The 22141-nt window shown below is 57.1% G+C and carries 13 protein-coding genes; 9 read left to right on the forward strand and 4 right to left on the reverse strand.

The genetic code is table 11. From position 1 onward, the window contains the following. Positions 1–5: 5 nt before the first annotated feature. Complete coding sequence (locus tag CAUR_RS05710; protein ID WP_012256978.1) at positions 6–4160, reverse strand: COG1361 S-layer family protein; 4155 nt, start codon at positions 4158–4160, stop codon at positions 6–8. Positions 4161–4485: 325 nt separating this feature from the next. Here CAUR_RS05710 and CAUR_RS05715 point away from each other — a divergent pair, with 325 nt between their 5' ends. After that, positions 4486–5241 (forward strand): alpha/beta fold hydrolase, encoded by a 756-nt coding sequence (locus CAUR_RS05715; RefSeq protein WP_012256979.1) that lies wholly within the window; start codon positions 4486–4488, stop codon positions 5239–5241. Positions 5242–5410: 169 nt separating this feature from the next. Here CAUR_RS05715 and CAUR_RS05720 read toward each other — a convergent pair whose 3' ends face one another. Together CAUR_RS05720 and CAUR_RS05725 are read right to left on the reverse strand one after the other, a co-directional pair. Continuing rightward, the gene (locus CAUR_RS05720) at positions 5411–8554 is read right to left on the reverse strand and encodes an HYR domain-containing protein (RefSeq protein WP_012256980.1); all 3144 of its coding nucleotides are present in this window, start codon (positions 8552–8554) and stop codon (positions 5411–5413) included. A gap of 250 nt (positions 8555–8804) precedes the next feature. Next, complete coding sequence (locus tag CAUR_RS05725) at positions 8805–9023, reverse strand: hypothetical protein (RefSeq protein WP_242605077.1); 219 nt, start codon at positions 9021–9023, stop codon at positions 8805–8807. A 713-nt stretch (positions 9024–9736) separates the two neighbouring features. On the opposite strand from CAUR_RS05725, the gene CAUR_RS05730 reads away from it, so the two are divergent. The 7 genes from CAUR_RS05730 (at position 9737) to CAUR_RS05760 (ending at position 17623) form a co-directional block, all read left to right on the forward strand. Continuing rightward, positions 9737–10822 (forward strand): NADH-quinone oxidoreductase subunit D-related protein, encoded by a 1086-nt coding sequence (locus tag CAUR_RS05730; protein WP_012256981.1) that lies wholly within the window; start codon positions 9737–9739, stop codon positions 10820–10822. Positions 10823–10908: 86 nt separating this feature from the next. After that, positions 10909–12612: a proton-conducting transporter transmembrane domain-containing protein gene (locus CAUR_RS05735; protein WP_012256982.1), complete on the forward strand. Its 1704-nt coding sequence runs from the start codon at positions 10909–10911 to the stop codon at positions 12610–12612. 121 nt (positions 12613–12733) lie between these two features. Continuing rightward, a complete protein-coding gene (locus tag CAUR_RS05740; protein WP_012256983.1) occupies positions 12734–13456 on the forward strand; it encodes a hypothetical protein in 723 nt (240 codons plus the stop codon). A gap of 2 nt (positions 13457–13458) precedes the next feature. After that, complete coding sequence (locus CAUR_RS05745; protein ID WP_012256984.1) at positions 13459–14910, forward strand: proton-conducting transporter transmembrane domain-containing protein; 1452 nt, start codon at positions 13459–13461, stop codon at positions 14908–14910. 22 nt (positions 14911–14932) lie between these two features. Continuing rightward, complete coding sequence (locus CAUR_RS05750) at positions 14933–15757, forward strand: hypothetical protein (RefSeq protein WP_012256985.1); 825 nt, start codon at positions 14933–14935, stop codon at positions 15755–15757. A gap of 34 nt (positions 15758–15791) precedes the next feature. Further along, positions 15792–16847 (forward strand): ABC transporter ATP-binding protein, encoded by a 1056-nt coding sequence (locus tag CAUR_RS05755; RefSeq protein ID WP_012256986.1) that lies wholly within the window; start codon positions 15792–15794, stop codon positions 16845–16847. Then, positions 16844–17623 (forward strand): hypothetical protein, encoded by a 780-nt coding sequence (locus tag CAUR_RS05760; RefSeq protein ID WP_012256987.1) that lies wholly within the window; start codon positions 16844–16846, stop codon positions 17621–17623. Before CAUR_RS05755 ends, CAUR_RS05760 begins: the two co-directional genes overlap by 4 nt. On the opposite strand, the gene CAUR_RS21725 is transcribed toward CAUR_RS05760, so the two are convergent. Further along, the gene (locus tag CAUR_RS21725) at positions 17610–19409 is read right to left on the reverse strand and encodes a peptidoglycan DD-metalloendopeptidase family protein (protein ID WP_012256988.1); all 1800 of its coding nucleotides are present in this window, start codon (positions 19407–19409) and stop codon (positions 17610–17612) included. The two genes, CAUR_RS05760 and CAUR_RS21725, sit on opposite strands and share 14 nt — an antisense overlap. A gap of 806 nt (positions 19410–20215) precedes the next feature. Here CAUR_RS21725 and CAUR_RS05770 point away from each other — a divergent pair. After that, positions 20216–21727 carry an arginine decarboxylase gene (locus CAUR_RS05770; RefSeq protein ID WP_012660610.1) on the forward strand — a complete coding sequence of 504 codons (1512 nt, stop codon included), beginning with the start codon at positions 20216–20218 and terminating at the stop codon, positions 21725–21727. Positions 21728–22141 lie beyond the last annotated feature (414 nt).

Genomic DNA, 22141 nt, shown 5'->3' on the forward strand with positions numbered 1-22141 from the left:
CTCCCCTATCGCCCAATCAACGGAATGAAATAGCGATGCTGCTGGCTTATCGTACCACGAGACTGTAACGGGCCGTACTCATTGACGGTACCATCCAGTTCAATTTCGACCAACCAGTACGAGTAATCCACCCCGGTCAGCGCAGTGGTATCACTGAAGCGATAACTGGCACCATTGGTCGTACTGCCTCGCGCCGGAATTGGGATTGGTGTCAACAATTGCGCTTTATCCCGGCCAGCAGTTGAGCGATAGATCAGGAAGCCACGGGTATTAATTTCAGCCCCGGTTGTCCAGACGATGTCCCAGCCACTACCGGATGTAACCAGACGTAACTCGGTGAGCACAATAGCGGTTGGCGGCCCACCGGGTGGCGGCGTGCGCAGACGGGTCGGATCGTCAGGATCGGTGGTCGTTGGATCATCACTCGGCGTTGAGGAGATATTCGCGCCCGTAGCCGTGGCCTGGTTGCTGATTTCAGTGACACTGTCGGGTAGAGGATTGTTTACCTGCACCCGGAAGGTAATGGTTAGCACCGCATTCACAGCCAGCTCGTCTAAGGTGACTTCCACGGCGGCATCGCCGGTAGTATTGCCACTCACAATCACCGCAGTTGGCGGCGTCGCTGCCACACTGCCCACGACGAGCGTGGTATTTGCATCGGGCGTGTCACTGACATTCAGCCGGAGTGCAATCTCTGGGCCGGTATTGGTCAGCACCAGGGTGTACTCAATAACGTCACCCGGCCCGGCCAGATTATCACTGTTGCTATCGACAACCAGGGATGCCCGTTTGATAAGGTCAACTGTGGTTGGACCAGGCACGTAGGTGCTATCACTCGCGCTCACTTGTGGGCGCGGCTGGTTGGCGCTGTCGGTGTAGTTCAGCGTCGCCGTGTTGGTCAGCGTGGTCGGACCGGTCACGGTGGTGTCCACCTGCACGGTGATGCTCACGCTGGCGCTTGCCCCCGCCGCGAGTGTGCCGAGGTTAAAGGTCACGGTACTGCCGCTCACGTTACAGGCTGGACTACAGCTCTGGTAGCTTACGCCAGCGGGTAAGGTGTCACTCAACGTGATGTTATACGCATCACCCACCCCGGTGTTAGTAAAGGTCAGCGTGTAGGTCAATGTCTGCCCTGGAGCAGTTACGGTTGACCCATCCGTCTTACTCAGCACGATGGTCGGCTGCGCCGGTACCTGTGTTGAGTCACTCGCGCTCACTTGTGGGCGCGGCTGATTGGCGCTATCGGTGTAGTTTAGCGTCGCGGTATTGGTCAGCGTGGTCGGGCCGGTTACTGTGGCGTTCACCTGCACCGTCGTGCTCACGCTGGCGCTATCCCCCGCCGCGAGTGGGTTGGTCAGGGTGAAGGTCACCACCCCACCGCTCTCGCTACACGTCCCACTCAGGCTGCCGAGGTTACAGCTCTGGTAGGTCACACTGGCGGGTAAGTTATCGCTCAGCGTGATGTTGTATGCATCACCCGCGCCGGTGTTGGTAAAGGTCAGCGTGTAGGTCAACGTTTGATTGGGGGCGGTGACCGTCGAGCCGTCGGTCTTACTCAGCACAATGTTCGGCTGTGCCGGTACCTGCGTTTGGTCAGTCGCACTCACCGACGGACGGACATTGCCGTTGACATCGGTATAGTCGAGCGTCGCGGTATTGGTCAGTGTGGTCGGGCCGGTCACTGTGGTATTCACCTGCACGGTGATGCTCACGCTGGCGCTTGCCCCGGCTGCGAGTGGATTGGTCAGGGTGAAGGTCACCACCCCACCGCTCTCGCTACACGTCCCACTCAGGCTGCCGAGGTTACAGCTCTGGTAGGTCACACTGGCGGGTAAGTTATCGCTCAGCGTGATGTTGTATGCATCACCCGCGCCGGTGTTGGTAAAGGTCAGCGTGTAGGTCAACGTTTGATTGGGGGCGGTGACCGTCGAGCCGTCGGTCTTACTCAGCACAATGTTCGGCTGTGCCGGTACCTGCGTTTGGTCAGTCGCACTCACCGACGGACGGACATTGCCGTTGACATCGGTATAGTCGAGCGTCGCGGTATTGGTCAGTGTGGTCGGGCCGGTCACTGTGGTATTCACCTGCACGGTGATGCTCACACTGGCGCTTGCCCCGGCTGCGAGTGGATTGGTCAGGGTGAAGGTCACCACCCCACCGCTCTCGCTACACGTCCCACTCAGGCTGCCGAGGTTACAGCTCTGGTAGGTCACACCGGCGGGTAAGTTATCGCTCAGCGTGATGTTGTATGCATCACCCGCGCCGGTGTTGGTAAAGGTCAGCGTGTAGGTCAGGCTCTGACCGGGGGCGGTGACCGTCGAGCCGTCGGTCTTACTCAGCACAATGTTCGGCTGTGCCGGTACCTGCGTTTGGTCAGTCGCACTCACCGACGGACGGACATTGCCGTTGACATCGGTATAGTCGAGTGTCGCGGTATTGGTCAGCGTGGTCGGGCCGGTCACAGTAGCGTTCACCTGCACGGTGATGCTCACGCTGGCACTTGCCCCGGCTGCGAGTGGGGTGGCGAGGTTAAAGGTCACAGTACTGCCGCTCGCATTACAGGTTCCACCTAGACTGCCCACACTACAGCTCTGGAACGTCACCTCCGGCGGCAACGTGTCGCTCAGCGTGATGTTGTATGCCGGAGCGAGACCTGTGTTGGTGAATATTAGCGTATAGGTCAATGCCTGCCCTGGAGCAGTTACGGTTGAGCCGTCCGTCTTGCTCAATTGCAGCAGTGGTTGATTGACAACCGTCGTATCGGTCGCCTGGAGCTGTGGATACTGGTTGCCAAAGCCATCCCGATAATCGAGTACGGCAGTATTGGTCAGGGTGACGGAAGAGGTAAGTGATGGATTAATCTGCACCGTGATCGTGATCGTGTCGCTGGCGTTATGATTCAGAGGATCGGTACGGGTGTACGTAACCGTACCTCCAAAGGGGTCGCCGCTATGCGTACATGTGCCGTTCGGTGCCACACAACCTTGAAATATCACATCCGCCGGCAGCGTGTCGATCAGCACAACGTTGTAGGCCGGGCCAGGGGCAGTAATACCGTTGCCGGTATTGGTGAAGGTCAGAGTATAAGTCAGCACTTCACCCGGCGCAGCGAAGTCTACCCCATCCGTTTTCGAGAGGGTCAAGCCTGGGGCCGGCGGTGGCTCAAGATACACTGGAACACTTGACTGACCTTCCTGGATGAACTGATTATTGTTGTTAACGCAGCTCACAATGCGCCACCAGCCTGGTTCGGGGTTATTAACAACATCACCAGCACGTGTTGCATTGGTACTGCCATTCCAGCGTGTCGCACCTGACACGGTACCTGCGCTTCCTCCTGTCAATCCGCTAGCATCGAACGTAGCACTCGGCGCGTAGTATCTGACCCGCACATTCCCATCCATGTCAAAATTATGAAATGTGACAGTGGGTTGACCAGGGGCAACATACTCAAACAGAGTCAGACATTGGGCACCAGCACCACTGTGCTGATACGTTGTGTAAGCCATCCCAATCGACAGCTCATCACCCGTACCAGGCTGACCATCAGGATTGTCGTAGTTGGGCAATGGATCAGTAGCTGGATTGTTATCGTTATCCGCACCAAACCGGAGGCGCCAGCTATTGTCAGCATTCCCGTTGGTTTGCGCACGCAGGATGTAGGTACCACAGCCTGTATTGCCAACGTCGATGGTGTAAAACCGGTTCCATTGTGGCCCAACACTACCCGAAGTGTATATTGTCTGCTGGAGTGACCCAGGGGCACCTGGCCCCGGCGCTGTCGGATTGGTTGCCGGATTGAGTGATGTGCCTGGCTGGTAGATTTCAAATACGGTGCTACCGGCAGTGGTTATTTCATCAGCCACACCAGCACCTGATGTATTATTGAGATCGGGATGGAACAGATCGACATAAATGGGCGTACCAGAAGGCCAGCCACATGGTACATGCAGGGTAATGTAGTGATAACCATCGCCCGCTGTCGAATTTGTGTACCAGTCGCCGATACCAAGTGCACGATTTGGACTTGAAGTCTGGAGGTAGAACACTGAACCGGCGGGTGGTAGTTCAACCGCCTGAGTGGTATCCTTCGACCATACAGGCAACAACAAGGCTGTGACCCAGATCAGCAAGGTCATCATTGTGGTGCGACGTTGCATGAATTTTCTCCGTGTGTTATTCCCAGGAAGATCAGTTCGCGGGAGCGAAACGAACGCCTGCAGGTATAAATTCTCATCGAATTATAAGACATTGCGACCATATTGCCAATACCTTTTGGGCTATTATTTAGCAGGACTATAGTACTATAAGAACGTAATGTTTGTTGAATTGTTTGTCATATCATTGGGTGGCAGAAACTGGGAATATATCAGCCAAACAGGGAAGAGCCACGGTTTATTCTGGAGATAAGCTGATACAATTAGTTGAGTAAATGTTAATATACTACGTTTAATCGTAATTTTGTAATTTTAGAGGTGAATTTCAGTGTCAACAATTTCTACCCGTCATGGCCCACTGCACTATCTCACCGTTGGTCAGGGTGCACCGTTTGTACTGCTTCACGGCAACACCTATAGCGCGACCACCCAGGTGCGGCTGGCGCAACGGTTTGCCGATCAGTTTACAGTCTACTCGTTTGATCTGCTTGGTCATGGTGGTTCGGCGCGTCCGCCAGATCTCTTTACCACTCGCTACTTTCAAATGCAAGGCGAGGCGGTGGCCGATGCGCTGGCCGGTCTGTTCCACACACCGGTACCGGTCTTCGGGATGAGTGCCGGTGGGATCAGTGCCTTGAATGCGGTCTGTATTCGCCCCGATCTGATCGCAGCTCTCATTCTTGACGGGGTGTTTGCCCGGGTAACCGCAGCCACCTATCAGGCGCATCGCCACGCCACAGCCAGTATGTCGCCGAGCTGGCACCGTTATATGGCAGGTCAGCACGGTGCCGACTGGTGGCCGATTCTCAATGCCGGCGTCGAGTCGGTGATCGAGCAACTGGCCGCCCAGGAAGCACTGGTCACACCGTGCCTTGACCAGATTCGGGTGCCGACCATTATTTTTCACGGTGGCAAAGACCCGTTCGTTCCCGACGAACAGGCGCGGGCGGTAGCTGCCGGCATTCGCGGTGCCCGCATTGTCTACGAACCAGAGGCCGGCCATCTGATTGCCTGGCGTAATCCTGATGCCTTCCGCGCCCGTGTTGGGCGGTTTCTGGTTGAAGCAGGTGTGGTAGCGGGGTGACGGCGGACAGGGTGAGCGCACCGCTACGTCTCCAGCATGTTCTCTGCACGCAGTGTGCACGTAACGCGCTGATCTGGTGTACCCTGTTGCTTCTCATTTGACATTCCCGCCCTTTTGCATTGCGACGTTGATAGGGGCCGAAGCCCGGCTTCGGCCCCAGAGATTGCTGTCAGCGCACAATGACGGGTACGAAGAGACGATGTTGCGGTGCTTCAACCGGCGGTGATCCCGGTGGCGTGATCGTCACCGTAAAGCTGCCACTCGCCACATTGCCGGCAGTATCGCTGGCAGTACAGGTGACGGTCGTCGTACCTATCGCGAAGGTGCTACCGCTGGACGGCGTACAGCTCACCGGTACCGGCCCAGCCACCGCATCGCTGGCAGTGGCAGAGAATGTCACTACCGCGCCCGCCGGCCCACTTGCTTCACGGGTGAGGTTGCCGGGCAGGGTGAGGGTTGGCGCTGTCGTGTCCGCCACCGTCACCGTAAAGCTGCCACTCGCCACATTACCGGCGGTATCGCTGGCAGTACAGGTGACGGTCGTCGTACCTAGCGCGAAGGTACTGCCGCTGGACGGCGTACAGCTCACCGGTACCGTCCCGGACACCGCATCGCTGGCGGTGGCGGTGAAGGTTACTACCACGCCTGCCGGCCCACTTGCCTCACGGGTGAGGTTGCCGGGCAGGGTGAGGGTTGGCGCCGTGGTGTCCACCACCGTCACCGTAAAGCTGCCACTCGCCACATTGCCGACAGTATCGCTGGCAGTACAGGTGACCGTCGTCGTACCTATCGCGAAGGTGCTGCCGCTGGATGGCGTACAGCTCACCGGTACCAGCCCAGCCACCGCATCGCTGGCGGTGGCGGTGAAGGTTACTACCACGCCTGCCGGCCCGCTCGTCTCACGGGTGAGGTTGCCGGGCAGGGTGAGGGTTGGCGCTGTCGTGTCCACCACCGTCACCGTAAAGCTGCCACTCGCCACATTACCGGCGGTATCGCTGGCAGTACAGGTGACGGTCGTCGTGCCTATCGCGAAGGTACTGCCGCTGGACGGCGTACAGCTCACCGGTACCGTCCCGGACACCGCATCGCTGGCAGTGGCAGAGAATGTCACTACTGCACCGGCAGATGTCTCTGCTTCAACGGTAACTTCTTCCGGCAAAACGAGCGTCGGTGGAGTTGTATCGATGGTAAACGTGAGCGATACATCGTCACCCAGTGCAATACCACCGACACTGCTCAACGTGGCACAGGCAATCAGCGTATATTGACCATCCGGCAGAGGCTGAATGGTAGGAACAATGGTCGTTGTCGCATCGTTGACCGATACACTGGCGATCAGATTGCTGCCGGTGCTGCTGCATGAGGGAAGATCGCCCGACCACAACCGATAGTTTGCCTGATCGGTACCGTTGCGCAAACGTTCGGCAAAGATGAGGCTGAGTTCGGTGATAGTGGCATTGACGACATCGCCATCTTGCAATGGCGTCGTGCTCGCTCCATCACTACACACGACTGCTGATACGGTCGGCGGCACAAAGCTCAGGCGGCGTCCGAAGATCTCAAACTGTCGATCAGCCGCAACACCGTTCAGATAGCCGGCCCAGACGGTCATAAAGCGTCCACTACCGGTTGCTGCAAGTCGCGGCGCAACGCGATGCCAGTTCACCGGATTCAACGTGGTCGAGCTGGCGATCTCTACTTCGCCACCGGGTAATGGACGGGCTAAGCCGCTCGAACTTGCCTGAAACGCGGTTGGTGCCAGTGCTGGCGTCGTCCCGATCTGAAAATTCGCGCCAATCGTTGCCAGCGGCGTACTCCCGTCAGAGTCAGCATCGAGACGCTGACCGTAAATCTCGAAGCGATCATTCACGCTGGGATCACCGCGCCAGATTACCAGCCATTCCTGATTGAACGGATCATAGGCAACATCAACATCAAGTCCCTTGAAGCGGTTGTCAGTACCATTAGAGCTAAAACTGACCTGTTGCCCACTGACACTCGTCCCGAAGCCGGTGGGCTGGCGCAAACTGACATACACCTCGTCAAAACCGTTGACGTTATCACCGAACCACGCAACCAGATACTGATTGCGGTCAGGATTGTAGGCTACAGCAGGTCGATAGGCATCACAACTGGCATTATCACATCCGGTAGCTTCCCCGATCTGGCTAATCCGATGATCATCGCGATAGTTTGCACCAATGCCGGGTAACAAATGAGCCTGCGTGCCGTCGGCAGCCAATACCTGACCATAAATCTCAAACTCGCCATCTTCTACCCCGCTGGCGTTGTTATCGGCTGACCAGACCACAAACCATTGATTATCTACGCTGTTGTAGGTAATCGCTGGCGTCACTGCATCATAGTCGGGTCGCACATAACCGGTAGCCGAGGTTGTAAAACCAGCCCGGCTGATGAGGAAATCGTTTGGCCCAATCTGACCGACAAAGCGCCGGGTGGGATGGGGGTCGAGCGAAAAACGCTGACAGCGAATTTCAAACTCACCACCCTGCTCGGCGAACGGTTGCGAAAGAAACCCATTCGCCCGGTCATCAGACCAGCAGATCAGAAATTCGCCATTCTGGCTATTGTAGGCAACCGCTGGCGAGAATGCGTCCCAATCGGGGTTACGGCTTTCAAAATTGTTTTGGTAAAACAACACATTGATCTCGGTGATCCGGTCATCCTGGGGATTCCCACACTCATCGCGGATCAGGAGATCGCCATCGGCAGTCACAACCTGGACATAGATCTCAAAGGCACCGGCGGCACGATAACCGGCCCGACCGGCATCCGGGTTGTTGCAGTCAATCAGAGGATTGGTATTGTCGGCTGTCCATGCCACCAGAAACACGTTATCACGTGCGCTATAGCTCACGACGGGGCTATAGGCATCGAAGGGGTCAGTCGAGCGATCATTGCCGTTGCGACTGATCCGAAAAGCGGTACCACTGACTTCAGCCCCGGATGCCGTAGGTGCGATCAAGGCACCGGTCGCTGCGTCAATAAACTGCCCATAAATCTCGAACTCATTCGAGCCACCTCCCTCACGAGGACGCGCATAGACAACCAGATATTGATTGGTCACCGGGTTGTAGGCAATGTCCGGTTCAAACGCATCCCGTGTCGGTGCAACATCACTAATCCGCTCGTCATTCTCGCCAATCATACTGTTCAGCGAGGAACGGGCACTGATACCCGCCGATGTATCAAGCACCGGTGTTGATGATGTATGCGCTGCACTGATAGCTGGTATCGTCGCCAATAGCAGCCAGATTGCTCCCAGAGCAAGCGCGATCCATCGTGGTCGCATAGATTCTCCTTCGCTAGTTGAGGAAATAATGAGATGTGTGTTGAGCGGGAAATGATGTAAGCAATGTAGCCCGGTATAAACATACCGGGCTAATGTGTGGTGGCGATGAACAGGTAGCGATGAGCGATTACAAAATTATTAATTCGCGCTACGAATAATTGTCGGTACGGCCAGGAATGGGATCAGAACGGCCTGGAAGAGCGGCTGATGTTGCTCTCTTCCAGGCCGTTCTCGCAAAACGACGGCGATACTACACATGAAACTGATCCAGAATCGTCTGCACCTGGCTGCGATACTGTGGCCACGCTCGTCGGCCAATCAAACCCTCGATGAGATGTTCCAGGCACATACGATTACTAAACGACGCCTCCAGGCCATCGGTTGGGCGCAGGATATGACCACTCCACTTACGAGCATCGTCAAAGACGATATGCAGTGTTTGATTGGCGACAAATAACCGGTATTCCACAGGATGTTCACTTTCACGTTGATATGTTACAGCAACTCGCTTATTGCAAGCGTGCGGTGTGTAGTCCATGCACAAAAACATCGTTCCCCTCCACCCGACATATCTGGTTGTACGCACGAGACGCCAAAAGACACCTGGCGATGTGCTAATGCTGACGGCAACAGGTGTTTGGCGTGGCATCGGAGGTCAGCTCGATGCAGAGATACCGTACCACGATGCATCTAATACGCATACCCACCCAGGGTGGATCGGCGGGTTGATAGCAGACTCCAGGGTTGGATCAGCGTATTCCAACCTGTTTGAGATGGACAAATGCATGATCGCGACAAGATCACATAGCATCCCCGCGACCGGCAGGGTGAACGGCGTGACCCACGCCTGATCGTGGGCACGGCTGCTGCGGCAGCGTGGCTGCCGCACGCCAAACAAGGCGACACGCGCATGACGAGCGGGCAAGGCAGCCAATCCAGTGCGTGATTTGCCCCGTGATGGCCGCCGGCGCTGCTCGATTCGGTACCGGCGGGCTGCCATCCTCTTGCGAGCGGACAGATGTGGCGGGTGGATGTCCAGGACATAGGGGCGGACGTGCGCCCCTATCGGCCAGGGTACGGAAGCCGGACTTCTCTGGGTACCGGTGTGTGTCCGACTTACCTACCGGCATATCACATGAGACGTGCGTGGTATAATGCGCCGCGACAGAAAAAGGAGGTTGCTTGAAGTACCAACTGACACTCCATCCGGTTGCAGGAGCCTGGCATAGCGAGCGCCTGACGCTGACGATTCAGGGTGAGCGCATTGTTGATGTTGAGTATCGCCCTTCGGTCGGTGATGGGGCGTATGCCCGGCGTCTTATGCAAGGGGGAATAACAGGCGCATTGCAGGCTGCACGTCAGGTTTGCCCACATTGTCATGTGGCCCACACCCTGGCATTCAGCCTGGCTATCGAGCAACTCGCCGGCGTCACCGCACCGCTCCGTGCGCAGGCGGTGCGCGTTATGCTGGCCGAACTGGAACGCGCAACCTCTCACATCAATACGCTGGCGGCACTGGCAACTGCGCTCGGCCTGACCGATGCGGCCCGGCTCAGCCGGTTAACGACCCGTTTGGGCTTGATCGCGCTGAAACTCTCTGGCAATGACGAGGCCGCGCTGATTCGGCCAGGCGGCCTGCTGGCTGATCCCAGTGAATCGGCGCTAGCCGAAACGGCTCAGGCCATCAACGATTTATTGCCGAGGATGATAGCGGTTGCCGAGCAGAGCATTCCACGCCGCTCACTGCTGGCGCGCACGGTAGATATTGGCGTGTTGCAGCCAACCGCTGCCCGGCAGTTTGGTCTGGCCGGCCCACTGGCCCGAGCAAGTGGGGTTGCCACTGATGTCCGCATTCAGGAACCTTATGCTGCTTACAACATCCTGGCCCCGGCACTGGTAACCGAGGAGGGTGGCGATGTGCATTCCAGGGCAGTGGTTCTGTTGCTCGAAGCAATAGAGTCGTTGCGGCTGGTTGTCCGCTGGTTGCAGAATCTCCCAATTGGCAACGTGTATGAAGAGGTTCCGTTGGTGGCCGGCGAAGCAACGGTGACGGTTGAAGCGCCGCGTGGCTCATTGCGCTATACTGTGCGTAGCGATGGTCAGCGTTTGACCGGGGTGGAGATTGGTATTGCGCCACAGCTTGATCGATTGCTGGCTCGCTCGCTGTTGCAGCAGGCAGCGGTTGATGATGTGATGCTGATCGCCATTTCGACCGATCCCTGTACGGCTTGCTGGCAGTCGGCAACCTACCTGATCGGACGTAGTTAGTGTCCAGAACCCTGATGCCGCATTGCAGAGCCGTGTCTATGTAGTGTGTCACCCGGTGGAGTACCGGGTTGTTATATCGAGGATGCATGGGTCTTATCGCTAGCTTTATCAGCCTGATCACAGGTGCCGTGTTCTGTTTTGGGCTGGCCCGGATTGGAATTACCCGCCGTCTGGCATTGCTGGCCGCGCTGGCGACCGGCCTGGCAGCTATTGGTGTCATCGCCAATCCGCTAGAAACGACCCCGGCAGAACCGCTGTCGAGTATCGGTGCATTATCGCTCGTTCTGCCGGCAGCGCCCGAACTGAGTGAACGAGCAATTGCGGTCATGTTCCTGGTTGGGGGCACCCTTGGCTTACTGGCCCTGGCCGTGGTTGTACCGCCGGAGGTAGAGGGATTTGGCGCGTTGTTCGGCTGGCTCTTGCTGGCCCTGACTGCCGCCCTGCTCAGCTTAACCATTCCACCGCTCAGCTTTCTGACCCCGTTGAGCTGGGCACTGGCGGTGATTGCCGCTCATGGAGCGCTGATTGCCGCAGGCGTTGATCCAGCACCTGATCAATTACCGCCCCATTTGATTGCCGGCGGGCTAGCCGTGGTCGCTGTGACAGGTCTGATTGCAACGAGCGCCGCCTTACCTCCAGACACCCTGCCACCAACTACGCTGGTCGGACTGGCGCTGTTCGGTGCGCTGGCTTTGGCCGGAGCACCTCCCTTTGGCGGTGCGCGCAGTGCTTTTACCGCGGCACCGGCCCTGGTGGCTGCGCTCATGAGCGGACTGACCCTGCCCACTATTGGGCTTGGCTTTATCGTTCGTTTCCTGCCACAGATACCTCCTTTGCCGGCATCAACCGGTTTCATCATGGCTGCTGTTGGCGCATTTGGGGCACTGGGGGCAGCATTCACCGCCCTCAATGCGCAGTCCGGTCGCGATCTGGTCGCTCGCCACGGCGCGTTGCAGGCAGGAGTGGTCGTATGCGCGGCTGCCCTCAATGAACCGTTAGCTGGTCTGGCAGCACCGGCCCTGTTGTTGTCGCTCCAGCTCCACGCCGTTGCCGGCGGATTGGTTTGCGCTGCGATTGAACGACTGCAAGGTTCCGACCTGCTCGATGGCAAGCAACCGACAGCACAACTACCGTTCATTGGCCTGATCTGGCTTGTGACAACGGCAGCCGCAACCGGTCTACCGCTGACCTGGAGCTTTTGGGGATGGCGCTGGCTGATAGAGGCCGCCACCAGCCATCACGTGTGGATTATTGGCCCCTTGATGACTGCGGCAGTTATCGGTTTTGCCGCCGGATTGCCACTGCTCATTCGTTGCTGGCAGGGGAAAACACCAGTTTATACACATTGGCCAGAGGGTATGCTAAGCCTGCCGATCCTGATCCCCTTGATCCTGGCCGGGTTTGTGCCCTGGCTGGCCTGGCCACTCTGGCTGAGCTGGTCACCGTTCGCCCCACCGGTCATGCCTGCCGAACCACTTGCCTGGCCTTTTATCGGCACGGCCATCGCGACCGGCGTCATAAGCTGGTTCCTGTTACGCAAGGCCAATCCCTACCAGACAGAGCGTATGCCTGAAGACCCGGCAGTCAGTCCAACCTGGCAAGGCATGGGAGAACTCTTGCAGGGCATGAGCGAGCTGGCCGATGCCCGTCGGCTATTCAGCCTTCTCGGTCATGGGATCGACCGCGTAAGCAGCTCGCTCCATACCATTATGATCATCTTTGAGCAACGGTATTATCTATTTGGGGTGATGATTGGCCTGTTGGCAATCCTGTTTCTGATGGCGCAATAGAAACCCGGTAACAAGACGCGGCCCGGATAGGTGAAGAGTAACCTTCACCTACTCAAAATAAAACCCGTTGCAGCTTGTTCGGATAGACGTTCAAGATCGGATTGGTCAAGGACAACACTGTATGGCGATAGATCCCTGGATTATCGTGATCGGTATCTCAGCCGGCGGCATCTTACTATTACGCGACTGGCGCCTGACCGTTGGGCTGCTGTTGCTCAACTATTTCGGCCTGGCCGGCCTGCTCAACGAACAGCCGTTCATCGCGACCGATTTCACCCAATTCAACGTTAGCTCGCTGGCATTGATCAAGATGGTGACCGGTGTTTGTGCTGCGCTGATTCTTGCCGTTACAGCATTGACCTTTTCGCGCGACTACGGCCTGGAAAACCTCGATGAATTTGGGCAGGCCGAATTACGACGTGCGTTACGAGCTGCAACCCGGCAGCGTTCAACCGAATCGACCCGCCTGAATGAATATCTCCTACCGTTCTTATCGGGGGTCGCTGGACTGACTGCCAGCCTGATGTTACCCATCATCTATCCGATTGCCCCCAGCCCCACTCTCGATTTTGCCTGGTACTGGCTGGTTCTCAGTGGCGTGCTAGCAATGGCAACCGCAAACGATGTATTGAAGATCGGCCTGGGGATGCTCCTCTGCACGAGTGGTATCGATCTGTTGTACAGTGCGGTTATCAGTGCCCCAACCGCGAGCGGACTGAAGATCATGCCACTCTTGCTCCTCAGTATTGTGCAGATATTGCTGGCGCTGGCCATTGCCTACCTGGCCGGATTAGTCTACGGGCGGTTGAAGACGCTTACGATCAGTGAGCTATACCGCGGATAACTATGCTATACCTGCTGCTCATCTTCTTTCCAATTAGTATGGCGTTTAGCACCTTTCTGCTGCGCCGCATGCCACGTATTGCTGTTGGTTTGGGCATTGGCACGCTGATTGTTGAACTATTGCTCGCAATACAGGTGCGAGTAGATGACCCGGTGCGAGTTTTCGGCGTTACCATGCTACTCAGCCCATTGCACCAGATTTTTCTGTTTCTCTTTCTGGGCATAGGGATTGTGGTGCTGATCGCGGCGTGGGTATTTCCACACGGCGAGAACTTCAGCGCAACCGGCCTGCTCATCATCGCCCAAACTGTTGCCATTCTGCTCATGCAAGACTCGTTTGTGACGGCTTTAATGCTGGTGGCAATCGCGCTCACTGCGGTGCTGGCAATTGTCGATCTGCCGGTCGGGGCAGGTGTGCTGGTAAGCAGGCAGATACTGGCAGCCGCGCTGAAGTATCTGGTGTTAATGGTAGTTGCCGGCATCCTGCTCTACGCCGCCTACGTACTCACCGATCTATTCCGACCGGGCGAACTACCAGGTCGAATTTCACCGGCTCGCTTTATCCTGGCGTTGCTGGCAGCCGGTTTTGCCCTCCGTTTGGCGCTCGTACCCTTCCACGCATGGCTGGTCGATCTCATTACCTATGCCGGTTCACTGGCGTCAGTGTTGATCATTGCTTTGCCGGTACCGGCCAGTTTGCTCGTCTTCCTGCTCACCCTGCAAAGTTACCCTGCGTTGCTCTTTGAAGGCGGGCAGGCCCTGACTGTGCTACGCATTGGGGCTGCGTTCAGTGCCTTACTGAGCAGTGCGCTGGCGCTTACCGCTGCTTCACTGCGCCAACGGCTGGCCTATCTGATTGCCGGCCATTGCGGTGTTATCTTCTACAGTTTTGCATCTCTGTCACTCATTGGGCTAAGTGGAGCCGTCTTCGGTGCAATTAATATCGCGCTTGCCATCACAACGGTACTTATCAGCCTGACTCTGCTGGAACATGCTATTGGCGGTGGCACCATCGAGTCGTACAACGACCTGATCTGGCAACGCCCTGTCGCCGGGGCAGGATTACTGGCAGGTGGCCTGGCCTTAACGGGATGGTTGCCATCACCAGGCGGAAGCGCCTACCTGCTGGCGCTTCAAGCTGCGGCTGACTCCGGTCTGGTTGAGGTGTTCATTCTGGTGGCGGCAATGAGCCTGGCGACACTGACCCTGATCCAACTGACCGTCCAGTACCTGATTGGATCGCGTAGTAAGGCCATCGAAGTCGAGCCGCGCCTGCTGGGTGAAACTGAGGTCGACCGTCCCTCGCCCGTTCGGCTCTCACCAGAGCCGTGGACTGCCAGATGGCTGATTATTGGGTTGATAGCAGCTATGCTGGTGATTGGGATGACCCCGCAAACATTACTGACCACGATTGAAGCCGCCGTGCGCAGCCTGGCAGCACTGAGTTCGGGATAACCGGTGGTCATGGGAGGCAAAATTGACGACTGACGTAGTTATAGCCGGATTGGTTGCGCTTTTGCTATATCCGGGTATATTATTTGCAATAGGGTTAAGTATCGGTTATCGAATCCTGTCCGGTCGGCCACTGCCATTTCCCGGTAAAATGATCGTCAGTCCTGATCTCACCGGCGGTCTGGGGTTGACATCGCTGGCGTTGATCGGTGGGGGTCTGGCCGGTTTGACCTGGCCAGGGCATCCGTGGTCATTACCGTTCGGTTGGATCGGTAGCTGGGCATTGTTTGAACTGGCTGCATGGTTACCATTGTTGCCGGCCCTGATGGCAGGTGCACCTCGTACAGTCCGTGCTGCGCTACGGGAAGCGCAAATCGGCATGCTGGCACGGGCGATACTGTGGGGAAGTATTGCCACCGGCCTGGCCGCCGCCGACAATCTCAATGGCTGGTCACTAAGCGGACACGGCTTCGTCCTGGTGAGTGCTCTCCTGAGCCTGCCGGCAGCTATCAACTGGGGACCATTCGGCCCTGAACCATCACTTGGCCCGCAGGGGATCACGGAAGGTCTTTCCACCCGGGCGGCAACAACGCTGACGTTCGCCCGCGATACACTGGCTGCGGCACTCATTGCCACCATCTGGCTGGCCGGTTTCCCAATAGCAGTGCTGCCAGTGTGGCTGGGCTTGTTGGTGATTGGGATTGGGAGTATCATCACCACACTGGGATTACGGTGGCTCAACGGACGCTTTCCGCGCTTTAGCGTGCCGGCTGCGCTGCGAGTCATCCTCATCGGGGCAGGTAGCCTGGCCGGAGTGGCCCTGGTAGCCTTGTCTGTGGGGCAGATGTAGCCACGGTAGAGACCATGAACTGGAGATCAACCTAATGACCGATGTCATCGTTGTCGAAGGACTTACCAAAAGCTACGGTCATGTCTCGGTCTTGCGCGGTGTTCATCTGCGGGTTGCAGCAGGTGAAGTGTACGGCTTGCTGGGACCGAATGGTGCCGGCAAGTCAACGCTTATCCATCTGTTACTCGGTTTTTTATACCCCGATAGCGGGCGGATTCGCGTACTGGGAAGCGCTGATCTCGAAGCACAGCGTCGGCAGATTGGCTACATCCCCGAACGGCAGCGTTATCACAACTACTACACACCACGCGAATACCTTACCTTCCTCGGTCGTTTCGATGGCATGCCGGAAACCATCTTACGCAAGCGGATCGACGAGCTACTAGAGCTAACCGGCTTAACTGCTGTTGCCAACCGCTACCTGCGCACCCTCTCGAAAGGCATGATTCAACGGTTGGGCATCGCCCAGGCCCTGCTTACCGATCCCGATCTTTTGCTAATCGATGAGCCAACCAGCGGCCTGGATCTTGACGGCCAGCAAGAACTGCTCGTCTTGCTCAACGATGTTCGCCAGCGCGGGCACACTGTCTTGCTCTGCACCCATCGTCTTGCTGAAGTTGAATATCTCTGCGACCGGGTCGGTATTTTAACCAACGGTAAGGTTGCGCTTGAGGTGAATGTCGCCGATGTACGACACATGACCGGCAGTATGGTCGTCCAAACAGGGCCACTCGACCTGCCATTACGCCAGCGATTAGAGATGATCGGACGTGAGATTCGCTGCGATGAACAGGCGGTTGTGATCAGTCCGCATTCGCCTGAATTACAGGCAAAAGTTCTTCAGGTCTTGATCGAAGCGAATGTGACAATCCGGGCGCTAGAGCCACAGTTGAGTCGCCTGGCGCAGATCTATATGCGCACAGTGCGTGGTGAACCGGTGGATAACCTGCTGGTTACCGACCAGGCGCCGCTACGTGCTGTCCTGAACGAAGCCATCAATCCGGCACCAACTGATGACATTGATCCGCTCTTGAAACGATTGCTGCAACGGCGAGAGGGCGACTCCAGACAAAAGGATGGCCACCAATGATCCGAACCGGTAAACAAGCTATACTCCTGACCGGCTTCACCTTACTTGAGTATTTGCGCTCTGGCCGGTTCTTTCTCGAATTGACCATCGTGATTGCCAGTTATGTTGTATTCCTGCGCCCTACCGGAACCCCAATGAATGCCGGCTATCTGTTTACTGTGGCAGGCATCTTTGGACCAGTTCTGGCCATTCTGAGTACCGGTTTTATGATCGGCCTGGGTGATCGCCCCCAGGGCTACATTATCCTGTCGCACAACGTCAGTCGTGGTGCGTATCTGATCGGGCTATTTTACGCTGCCTGTCTTGTTGTACTGGTTATGTACGGAATACTCTGCCTGCTGGTAGCCCTGACAAATCGAGTGGTTGATCTCGATCTCATTGGCTGGTTCCTGGCCAGCTTACCGCTTATTCTCAATATCGGGTTGTTCTCCGCCCTGACGATCTTACTTTCGCCTCTGGTGTTGGGTACTGGCTGGCGTTTGTTCGTGCTTGCCCTGATTGCATTGGCACTATCGAGTAACGTGATCGGCGGCCCAATCATCAATCAACTCGAGGAGATCAATCCCTTTTTGGTTACGATCTTACGCGCCGTGCAAACCGTGTTGAGTGGGCCACTGGTTCCAATCTTTTACGGCTACCAGATTAGCATCAGCGGTAGTTTCAGTGAGGTCTCGGTCTGGGCTAACCTGGTCGCGCAGAGTTCACTCTTACTGGCATTTCTAGGACTGGCCCGCTATGCGTTTAACCAGCGTGACCTGATCTTCAGCGTGTCGTAGCATCAGTCACCGGCACGAACGCCACCGCGTCAGCCCAGATACCACGTCGGCGATCACCGGCAATGGTACCGGTCGCAACCAGCGGTGAGGATGCCGGGTCAAAGGTATAGACTCCCAAATCTGCCCACCAGTTGCGTTCGGCTTCCAGATCAACGGTCACCACTGTCTCACCGTCTTGATGACGAATGAGAAAGCGGGCTTCACGCGAGTCGTCATAGCCGTTAAGGGCAAACGGTACGTATGCCAGCACCCGGTATTGCCCGCCAGTCGGAAGCACTGGTTGCCAGACAGCCACCAGGGGGGCCGCGAAATCGCTGAAACGCCAGGGACGAGTGATGCTGGGTGTTAACGTTGATGGAGCAAAGTGGGCACCACCGGCGTAGCCCATATCAATCACCTGCCAGTCACCACTCAGCAAAAAGCCGGGATCGCGATCATCAACCACGACCACACCCGGCGGCGGTGGCGCACAAGGTGATGGCATATCGACCCACAGCCAGACACTGATCTGACCAACCGGGTTCAGCGCCCATGGATCGGGGTCAGTACCACACCAGCCATACGGATCGACATCACGCCCAAGGTACTGCACCTGCAAATGGAGATGCGCACCACGGGCACAGCCAGTATCGCCGGCAATCCCGATCACTGCCCCCCGCTCCACCATTGTTCCAACCGTCACACTCACCCGAGCCAGATGCCAGTAGAGCGTGCGATAGCCGTTGCCGTGTTCGATAATCACTGCCCCGGCAGGCGTCGCACAACCATCATCAGAATAGCCGGCAAACACGACCTGACCGGGTGCCGCAGCCAATACCCGATCCGGAGGCCCCATTGCATAATCCCAACCAGTATGGCCATCATAGGCGAACGCCCGGTCAGTTTCAGCGCGTCCCCAAAAGGTATGCAGAGAGCCATTCGTGCGGAGAAAAGGGGCATCGTGATCGAAAAAGGAGGTAACCGGGAAGTTTCGTTCGGTCGGACGGGTGAGAAACGGTTCAGCGGGTGGCGGCCAATCGGTTGGCTCCAGCCGTGGATCGAGGTCGAACAGACGCTGGTAAGTTGGCGCAACGGCCACGAGCAGTGCTTCGAGACGGTTGGAAGTCGTTGTTGGTGCCAACGCTCGACTAAGGACATAGCGACTCAGGTCCGTTCCGGGCGGGAGCGCAAGGGTGCTCCCATCGGCAAAAGTAAGCGGAGGTAAAGCCATCGGCCCCAGCAATGCATAGTCGCGCAAGGCAGCCCGTAGTTCGCGGGTCAGCCAGCGTAACTGCGCAAACAGACCGCGTCGATTCCCATTCTCGCCCCGAAACCCGGCAGCCCAGGCCATCTGATCACTGCTGGGGTTAGGGGTGCTGAGAACGCCACTCTGCAGATCCATGAGACTTAACAGTAATCGCGGGCTGACACTGTAGAGATTACTCAGCGACACCAGAACATCGGTAAACGAATGGCTGCGACCGCCAATAGTGATACGCATCGTTGCCAGCGGACTCTGGCGCGCTTCCAGAAATGCCTGAATCTCCGGTCCGCTGAAATTGTGGTCGTAGCTGAGCCGTTGTGGATCGAAGAGGGGATGCACGGCAGGTTGCGGTGTGGCCGTCGGTGCCGGCGTGGGTGTTGCCAGCGGTGTGGCGGTTGGTACCGGAGTGGCAGAGGTAGCGGTCGGCACCTGATTGACAACAGTCGGCGTGATCACCGACTGCGGTGTATTTGTCGGCGGAGACGGCAGCGGAGCCGCACATGCAGTTAGCACGATAGCGAGGGTAAGTAACAGGTAACGCATAGCAGCATTATAGCAAGAGTTTGGGGAGACGTTGGAAAGAGAGGCGAGTCTTGCCTGGCAAGACGAACCCCTGCTGACCCAGTGATGGAAGATGCACCACAGAGACACAGAGGGCACAGAGGCTTGAAGCGCTGGGTTTCGTTTGCGTCTGCCGCAGTCGGAAGCGATGGTTCAGGCATCAATGGGCTTCCCAGTGGAGTGGTAGGAGATGCACCACAGAGACACAGAGGGCAGAGAGGCGTGAAGCGCATCTGTTCAAGATTTAAGCCCGTTACCCTATTGACGATTACCCCTGATAGATGTATAATGCGCACTCGGTCGAGCCAATCGACCATGTCATTCGCGCCCCCCGTTACGTTCGGGTTACGGGTTTCGCGTTTCGGGAAGGCACCCGACACACGTAACACGCAACACCGAACGCCGAGCGGAAATCGTCGTCATGGCACGCTGGTGCCCCGTGGAGAAGACGACGTCGGGCGGGCTAGTGTGAGGCAGTATGGACGGCGCATACAATTTACGCGCGATTCAGCGCTCCCCAAACTGCACACCTGCACGCCGTGCGTCGGTAGGTTCCGCCTGCTAGACGTGCGCGAGTGACGCTGCGCGTTCTCGCTCCTCCGGCCGCTGCATCAGGTGCAGGGCCTTTTTTCATCCCCTGACGCTGAATCGCTATGGTCACGGCAATCTAGTGCCTGTCACGGCCATTGCCGGTGTTCGCTTGTGATCTTGCCCGCTTCTGGTGGGATAGGTCTTATTTTGCCCTGGTTTCGTGGTGCGGGTTGTTCCCGCTGTATGAATGGAGGAATGTGGTACAGTTGAAGACGCTAACCTTTGCCGACTTGATTGCACAGCAGACCGGCTTTGCCGGTGAGGGCCGCCTGACCGATTTCGTGAGCCGTTACGACGGCGACCTCTACTTTGGTGATCGTCTCAACTTGAACCGACTGGTACGCCAACACGGTGCACCGCTCGAAGTCGTATACACACCGCAAATTACTGCACAAATTCACCGCATGATCGGCTGGGCCGCGCAGGCTCGTGCCGCTACCGAATACGCAGCCCCCTTCCATTACGCCTATGCGACCAAGGCTAACTTTGCTGCCGAGGCGGTGCAAACGGCGTTGGCGGCTGGTGCTCATTATGAAACCTCGGCAACTGCCGACCTGATCATCGCCCATGGTCTCTGGCGTCAGGGCATCCTGCCACCTGATCGACTGATCTGTTGCAACGGCTCAAAGGAGCCGGCCTACCGCAACGCGATCCGGCAATTGCGTCTCGACGGTTGTGAGACGGTGATACCCGTCCTCGATGATCTCAGTGAATTGCACGATCTGATCACAACGCCGGCACCCTTACAATTTGGTGTGCGTGAACGTGCCGCCGGAAATCGGGATGGTCGACACCCCGGCAATGATCGTTTTGGCTTGACAATGGCCGAGATCGAACAGGCTGCCGATCTGATTGCAACGACTGAACACCGGCTTGTGCTGTACCATGCCATGATCGGCAGCCAGATCGAAGACGAAGGGCACTTCCTGACCACCCTGCGGGCTTCGATTGAGAACTATTGTCGTCTACGCCGCCGTGTACCAACCCTGCGCTACTTCAATTTTGGTGGTGGCGTACCAACTGCCGGGTATCAGTTGACGTTCAACTTCGACTACCAGCGTTTTCTTGCCCGGCTGATGGCAACGGTGCGCGATCTGTGTGCCGAATACGATGTACCGGTGCCGGAGTTAATCGGTGAATTTGGCCGTTACACCGTCGCCACCCACAGCGCCTATCTGGTTGAGGTGGGCGCCGTGAAAGCGGGACAACCCGATCAACCAGACTGGTATTTGATCAATGGCTCACTGATGGTGATGTTACCGGACACCCTTTTCGTCAGTGGGCAGGAGTTTGTCATCCTGCCGCTCAGCGACTGGCATCGGCCAGTGCGTCCAGTACGGCTTGCCGGTCGGCGCACATGCGACAGCGATGACATCTATCCGCGACCGGAACAGCCGCCATTGTGGTTGCCGGAGACCGATGGCGGTTTGGTCCTGGCCATTTTCGGCATTGGTGCGTACCAGCAGATGATTTCTGGCCGTGGCGGGGCCCACCACTGTCTGACGCCCGAAGCGGCTCGCTTCATCGTCGAAGAGCGTGATGGGCGTCTCAGTTCACGACTGGTGCCACAGCAGGATCAGGCGACTATTATGCGCTTGCTCGGTTATCGTCCGCAGCCGACAGCACTGCCATTGCCATTCCGCCAGCCGGCTCGCCCGGCAGTACTCGCTGCCCGCCGGCGTACCCGGGAGCGAATGGTATCGATTTGAGGTAAGGTGATACGATGAGGACAGGTGGCCCATAGAGGCCACCTGTTGGTTTTCATGAGTCCAGACCTCATCCTAAAACCCGCTGATAATTCAAACCGTGAATTGCGTGAAGTGGAACAAAATCTCTTAATACATTGGCGCAGATGTGGTTGTGAGTTCAATTTAGATACCAAACGGATTTAACAATCCCACAAATTCTCTGAACACGAGAGCTAGCCTGATTCAGGTTTTGCTTTCTGCTGCCGAAGCGATGTCGATAGAGCAGAATGCTTCATGCACATTTGGTAGTAGCAGGTCGCAACTCACAGGTTAGCGGGCGAACCGTGCAGTCAGTACCGAAGCACAGTAAGTGCGGAAGCTACGCTTCCGCACTTCAAACTGGTAAGATGGGCACACTGGGTAGGAGCGGGTATC

The sequence above is a fragment of the Chloroflexus aurantiacus J-10-fl genome (genome assembly GCF_000018865.1).
Lineage (GTDB): Bacteria > Chloroflexota > Chloroflexia > Chloroflexales > Chloroflexaceae > Chloroflexus > Chloroflexus aurantiacus.

Excerpts from the sequence above, each read along its gene's own strand:
- CAUR_RS05710 (WP_012256978.1), bottom strand. The coding sequence starts at position 4,160 with ATGCAACGTCGCACCACAATGATGACCTTGCTGATCTGGGTCACAGCC.
- CAUR_RS05720 (WP_012256980.1), bottom strand. The coding sequence starts at position 8,554 with ATGCGACCACGATGGATCGCGCTTGCTCTGGGAGCAATCTGGCTGCTA.
- CAUR_RS05735 (WP_012256982.1), top strand. The coding sequence starts at position 10,909 with ATGGGTCTTATCGCTAGCTTTATCAGCCTGATCACAGGTGCCGTGTTC.
- CAUR_RS05740 (WP_012256983.1), top strand. The coding sequence starts at position 12,734 with ATGGCGATAGATCCCTGGATTATCGTGATCGGTATCTCAGCCGGCGGC.
- CAUR_RS05745 (WP_012256984.1), top strand. The coding sequence starts at position 13,459 with ATGCTATACCTGCTGCTCATCTTCTTTCCAATTAGTATGGCGTTTAGC.
- CAUR_RS05755 (WP_012256986.1), top strand. The coding sequence starts at position 15,792 with ATGACCGATGTCATCGTTGTCGAAGGACTTACCAAAAGCTACGGTCAT.
- CAUR_RS05760 (WP_012256987.1), top strand. The coding sequence starts at position 16,844 with ATGATCCGAACCGGTAAACAAGCTATACTCCTGACCGGCTTCACCTTA.
- CAUR_RS21725 (WP_012256988.1), bottom strand. The coding sequence starts at position 19,409 with ATGCGTTACCTGTTACTTACCCTCGCTATCGTGCTAACTGCATGTGCG.